This is a genomic window from Sphingobium sp. (assembly GCF_032153725.1).
Taxonomy (GTDB): Bacteria; Pseudomonadota; Alphaproteobacteria; order Sphingomonadales; family Sphingomonadaceae; genus Sphingobium.
Genome location: NZ_JALDYQ010000136.1, coordinates 1 through 5,047 on the forward strand (window position 1 = coordinate 1; position 5,047 = coordinate 5,047).

Sequence of the window (5,047 nt, forward strand, 5' to 3'; positions counted from 1 at the left end):
GAAGCGCACCGTGTTCCTGCGCAGGCAGGAACCCAGTCCCGCCCTCGCCTCATCACTGCAACGTCTGAACTGGGCTCCTGCCTGCGCAGGAGCACGTCGCGCTCAATGGCTACAAATGGCCATATCCCGCCCCCACTTTCCGCTGTCCTACACAGCCTTCCCGGCGCTATGGTCGCCCCCAGAGCCGTCGCTGTAGGAAATTTCGCCGCAAATCCCCGTTTCGCTACCTCTTGTCGTGTCACTCATGTCACCCAAATCCTGCAGACTTTCTCTTGACGCGCGCCCCGCGCCGCAAGAAAGGACCGCATCAGGACCGTTCGCGCCCGTGGCGCGGAATTTGGAGAAGAGATCATGCGCGCCGAAGCGCAGCAATATATCGACCGCATCGACGCCGCGCTGGACCTGCTGCGCCGCTTCCTCGACTGGGACCGCGCCCTTCGCCGCCTTGACGAGCTGAACGCCCGCGTCGAGGACCCGACGCTCTGGGATAACCAGAAACAGGCGCAGGAAGTGATGCGCGAACGCACCCGGCTGGAAGCCGCGATCGGCGCCACCCGCGCGATCGACAGCGAAAAGACCGACACCGCCGAACTCATCGAAATGGCCGATGCCGAGGGTGACGAGGATATGGTGGCCGAAGCCATCGCCTCCTTGAAGGCCCTCGCCGACCGTGCCGATGAAGACAAGATCAAGGCGCTGCTGGCGGGCGAGGCCGACGCCAGCGACACCTATCTGGAAATCCACGCGGGTGCGGGCGGCACGGAAAGCCAGGACTGGGCCGAAATGCTCAGCCGCATGTACCGCCGCTGGGCGGAACGGCGCGGCTACAAGGTGGAACTGGTCGACTATCAGGCGGGCGATCAGGCGGGCATCAAGTCCGCCACCTTCCTGTTCAAGGGCGAAAATGCCTATGGCTATGCCAAGACCGAAAGCGGCGTGCATCGTCTGGTGCGCATCAGCCCCTATGACAGCTCGGCGCGGCGCCACACCAGCTTCTCCTCGGTCTGGGTCTATCCGGTGATCGACGACGATATCGATATCGAAGTGAAGGAAAGCGACCTCAAGATCGATACCTATCGCGCTTCGGGTGCCGGCGGGCAGCACGTCAACACCACCGACTCCGCCGTCCGCATCACCCACGTCCCCTCGGGGATCATCGTTGCTTCGCAGAACGACCGCTCTCAGCACAAGAACCGCGCGACTGCGATGAACATGCTGAAGGCACGCCTCTACGAAGCCGAACTGCGTCGGCGCGAGGAAGCCGCATCGACCGATTATCAGGCCAAGACAGAGATCGGCTGGGGCCACCAGATCCGCTCCTACGTGCTTCAGCCCTATCAGCTGGTGAAGGATTTGCGGACAGGGGTGACCTCCACCGCGCCCGACGATGTGCTGGACGGCGCGCTCGATCCCTTCATGGCCGCCGCATTGAGCCAGAAGGTGACGGGCGAAAAGGTCGATGTGGAGGATGTCGACTGATGAAGCTTCTTCCGGCGGGAGGGGCGGCGCTGGCGGGATGCCTGCTGCTGCTGGCGGGCTGTGGCCCGTTCTCGTCGGACAGGAATAAAGACCGCCCGGTTGCGGCCCGCGCCTTCCCGCGCGCCGACCGCCCGGTGGCGCCGATCGTCTCCACCCGCTGGTCCAGCGAGGAAGCGCGCGACCGGGTGAACGAGGCCGAGGACATCATGAACCGCGCCGGCATCCGCCCCGGCATGACGGTGGCCGATATTGGCGCGGGCGAGGGCTATTATACGGTCCGCCTCGCGAAAAGAGTGGGCGACAGGGGCCGCGTCCTGGCCGAGGACATCATGCCGGAAGTGATCGAGGCGCTCAGCCGCCGCATCACCCGGGAGGACTGGCGCAATGTCAGCGTCCGCCTCGGCGCGCCGGAAGACCCGAAGCTGCCCGAAAACAGCTTCGACCGCATCCTCATGGTCCACATGTACCATGAAATCGCGGAGCCCTATGCGTTCCTCTGGAACCTCAGCCCGGCGCTGAAACGCGATGGCGAACTGATCGTGGTCGACGCCAACCGGCCCACCGGCCAGCACGGCACCCCGCCGCGTCTGCTCGCCTGCGAACTGGCCGCCATGGGATTCCGGCTGGAGGAATTGATCCCGAAGCCCACCGCGGGGGGCTATTTCGCCCGGTTCAGGCGCATTGCCGCCCGCCCGGCCCCCGGCGCGATCGTTCCCTGCACTTTGCGATCCTGATCGTATTAAAATCCTGGCCAGTCGCTTCTCCTCGCGCAAGAAGGTAAACAGGTTGACAACCATGATTCTGCGCGCGTTTTTGACCTTTTCATGATGTGATGCCTTGGGGGAGAGGCAGATATGGCTGACCTGACCGGCAGCGCCACGCAACGGCGCCATGATCCGCGACACAAGATGTTCGGGCCCGTCGCCCTACGCACCGGCGATATAGCTTTCCGCGCGCATTTTCTGGACCTGTCCTGCTCCGGCGCTCTGGCTCACAGCGAAACCCCGCCAACGGACGGCGCCTCCCTGACGGTCGAAGCACTGGGACTGGAAGCCCGGGGTCGCGTCATCTGGATCAATGGCAAACGCTTCGGCATCCAGTTCAACACCCCCCTGACGCCCGCCATGATGACGAGGTGGATCGAGGGACGTTAGCCTTTACGCCGCCATCGACGGAGCAGCGACGCACTCAGCAATCCGCAGCCGATCAACGCCGCAATCGCCCCGCCGGCCGAGGCTAGCGCCCATGCCCCGGCCGCCAGCAGCCCGGTCAGGAAGTCGACGATGATCAGCGTCAGATGGATCATGAGACAAGGAAAACGGTGCTACTGCCCGAGTTCCTTCGCCTCCTGATATTTCAGTTCCAGAAAGCGGTTCTGCACTGCCAGCTTGTCGAGATCACCGCTCGCCAGATTTTCGCTCATCCGCGCGATTTCCGCATCGATGACGCCAAGACCCTCGATCAGCTGCCTTTCCGGCACGCGTCCATTACGCTCCTCCCGCCGCAGCGGTTCGGGGATGGACTGATAGCCGGTGACGAGTTCCGGCAGGTGGTCGGACAGCAGCTTGCGGATTTCCTGCGCCGCCGGGTCCTGTTCCCCCAGCCGTTCAAGCTGCGGCCCCAGCGTCTCCAGCTTGACGCCGATGCTGTCGACCAGCGTGACGGCGGGGGCGGGCAGCGCCTTGCGCTGATTTTCCAGCCAGATTTCGGTCTGGAGCGGAAGGGCGGTCAACTCGGTCTGGGCCAGCGCCTCGGTCCGAACCCGCCGCTCGCTTGGGCTCAGCCCGATCAGCAGCACAGCCGCGATCATCACGCCCAGCGCGATCATCACCCCGGTCGTGCCGAGCGGCGTCACGAACCCCGCGACCGTGCTGCCGATCAGCACCGCCAGCACCGCCCAGAAGGCATATTTGACCTTCCGCATCAGCGCCGCATTGCGCCGCTGCCGGGCGCGCGCCGACAGGCTCTGCCCGCGTTCGCTATGGCGGCGTAGCACCGCCTCGGCGTCGGCAAGAACGCGGTCGGATCGGCTCATCGCATCACGCCTCGATCGAACTCAGCAGCGGATTGTCCACGCGTGCCTGCTGCGCGGCCTGGGCCTGTCCCTCAGCGCGGGCGATATAGCCCTTGGACTTCTCGACCTCGTTAGACAGCGTGGCCACCGTCGTCTTCATGCTCTCCAGCGCCTTCAGCTTGAAGGTGTCGATATTGTCCATCGTGTCATAGATATTCTGGAAGGCGCGTTGCAGCGTCTCGATCGGGATGGTGCTGGACGCGGCCTGCTCATGAATCTGTGCGGTCTGGTTCTTCAGCATCTCGCCGGTCGAATCGATCATGTTCGCGGTCGTGGTGTTAAGCGCGGTGATCTGCTCCAGCACCAGTTTCTGCCCGACCAGCGCCTGCGCCACGGTCACGGCGGTGCGCAAAGCGGCGACGGTGGTGGTCCCGGCGCGGTCCACGCCCTTCACCAACTCGACATTGTTCTTCTTGACGAGGTCCAGCGCCAGATAGCCCTGCACCGTCACCGCCATCTGCGTCAGCAGGTCCTGCGTACGCTGGCGGATGTAGAAGAGCGCGCTCTCCCGGACAGCCTTGGCCTTGGCCGGATCGGTCGAATCCAGCTCCAGCGCCTTCGCCTCCAGCCGGGCGTCGAGCGTCTTGGAGATGTGGATCATCTGTTCCAGACGACCCATGGTGGCCCACATATTCTGCCGCTCGACATCGATGGCGGCATTGTCCTTGATCAGCACGTCCTTGCCACTGGCGAGGCTGCCGAGGATCGAATTGATATGGCTCTGCGCGCTTTTATAGCTGTCGAAATAGTCGCGCATCCGGTTGCCGAACGGGATCAGCCCGAACAGCTTCTTCGGCGCGGTCAGGCTGCCGCGCTTGCCCGGATCAAGGTCTTCTATCGTCCGGCGCAGTTCGGCCAGGTCAACTCCCACCTTGTTGTCGCTGTCCATCGCGCGCACCGGGCGGTCGAGGAAGCGGTTCGAATGCCCCGCGGCCTCCGCAATCTCCTTGCGCCCCATATTGGTCAGCTGGTCGACCCGCTGGCCGAATTCCGGCGAATTGGCGTCCTGCGCGACCAGATCGTCGATGAAGGCATCGACCTTCTCATCGAGCTTCGAACGCTTCTCATCATCCAGCGGCACCAGCCCCGCCGCTTTTTCAGGCGCGACGGGCGGCACCGGATCGGGCGGCGTCAGGTTCAGCGTGTCAGCGGTTGCGGTCGGCGCGGTCGAAGCCATGTCATCTCCCAGGGGCCATCAAGGGTTCGCACTGTTATATGTATATAGAACAGTGCGGCTGCAAGCCTGTGCCGCACGCTAGAGGCCTGTCCCCGCCATTGCAATCGTGCCGCCCGCCCGCAAAGCTTGCCGCAACGCGTCATTTCCTGTAGGGGCGCGCCCAAACCTCCTGGACAGGCGCGGTGCCCGCCGGGAAAACCTTAAATCCCGAAGGCAAGACATGTCCCTGCGTAATATCGCGATCATCGCGCACGTCGACCACGGCAAGACCACGCTCGTCGACCAGCTTTTCCGCCAGTCCGGCACCTTCCGCGACA

7 protein-coding genes are annotated in these 5,047 nt (G+C 64.1%); 4 read left to right on the top strand and 3 right to left on the bottom strand.

The features are described 5' to 3' along the window. Window positions 1–351: 351 nt before the first annotated feature. From prfB to RUH75_RS23240, 3 genes are all read left to right on the top strand, one after another. On the top strand, window positions 352–1,479 hold the full coding sequence (gene prfB / locus RUH75_RS23230) for a peptide chain release factor 2 (RefSeq protein ID WP_313809576.1): 1,128 nt from the start codon (window positions 352–354) through the stop codon (window positions 1,477–1,479). After that, window positions 1,479–2,213 carry a methyltransferase domain-containing protein gene (locus RUH75_RS23235; RefSeq protein WP_313809577.1) on the top strand — a complete coding sequence of 245 codons (735 nt, stop codon included), beginning with the start codon at window positions 1,479–1,481 and terminating at the stop codon, window positions 2,211–2,213. The genes prfB and RUH75_RS23235 overlap by 1 nt, the downstream gene beginning before the upstream one ends. Before the next feature lie 120 nt (window positions 2,214–2,333). Then, window positions 2,334–2,633 (top strand): PilZ domain-containing protein, encoded by a 300-nt coding sequence (locus RUH75_RS23240; protein ID WP_313809578.1) that lies wholly within the window; start codon window positions 2,334–2,336, stop codon window positions 2,631–2,633. Here the strand turns inward: RUH75_RS23240 and RUH75_RS23245 are convergent. Genes RUH75_RS23245 through RUH75_RS23255 form a run of 3 tightly spaced genes read right to left on the bottom strand, consistent with a single transcriptional unit; the run spans window position 2,630 to window position 4,730 of the window. Further along, window positions 2,630–2,785 carry a hypothetical protein gene (locus tag RUH75_RS23245; RefSeq protein WP_313809579.1) on the bottom strand — a complete coding sequence of 52 codons (156 nt, stop codon included), beginning with the start codon at window positions 2,783–2,785 and terminating at the stop codon, window positions 2,630–2,632. The two genes, RUH75_RS23240 and RUH75_RS23245, sit on opposite strands and share 4 nt — an antisense overlap. Window positions 2,786–2,803: 18 nt before the next feature. Further along, window positions 2,804–3,514, bottom strand: a complete 711-nt coding sequence (locus tag RUH75_RS23250) for a hypothetical protein (protein WP_313809580.1) — start codon at window positions 3,512–3,514, stop codon at window positions 2,804–2,806. A gap of 4 nt (window positions 3,515–3,518) precedes the next feature. Then, complete coding sequence (locus RUH75_RS23255) at window positions 3,519–4,730, bottom strand: toxic anion resistance protein (protein ID WP_313809581.1); 1,212 nt, start codon at window positions 4,728–4,730, stop codon at window positions 3,519–3,521. 169 nt (window positions 4,731–4,899) lie between these two features. Between RUH75_RS23255 and RUH75_RS23260 the strand changes: the two genes are divergently transcribed. Continuing rightward, window positions 4,900–5,047, top strand: a 148-nt coding sequence (locus tag RUH75_RS23260; protein ID WP_409592422.1) for a GTP-binding protein, incomplete at its 3' end; no start/stop codon positions are given.

Excerpts from the sequence above, each read along its gene's own strand:
- prfB (WP_313809576.1), top strand. The coding sequence starts at position 352 with ATGCGCGCCGAAGCGCAGCAATATATCGACCGCATCGACGCCGCGCTG.
- RUH75_RS23235 (WP_313809577.1), top strand. The coding sequence starts at position 1,479 with ATGAAGCTTCTTCCGGCGGGAGGGGCGGCGCTGGCGGGATGCCTGCTG.
- RUH75_RS23240 (WP_313809578.1), top strand. The coding sequence starts at position 2,334 with ATGGCTGACCTGACCGGCAGCGCCACGCAACGGCGCCATGATCCGCGA.
- RUH75_RS23245 (WP_313809579.1), bottom strand. The coding sequence starts at position 2,785 with ATGATCCATCTGACGCTGATCATCGTCGACTTCCTGACCGGGCTGCTG.
- RUH75_RS23250 (WP_313809580.1), bottom strand. The coding sequence starts at position 3,514 with ATGAGCCGATCCGACCGCGTTCTTGCCGACGCCGAGGCGGTGCTACGC.
- RUH75_RS23255 (WP_313809581.1), bottom strand. The coding sequence starts at position 4,730 with ATGGCTTCGACCGCGCCGACCGCAACCGCTGACACGCTGAACCTGACG.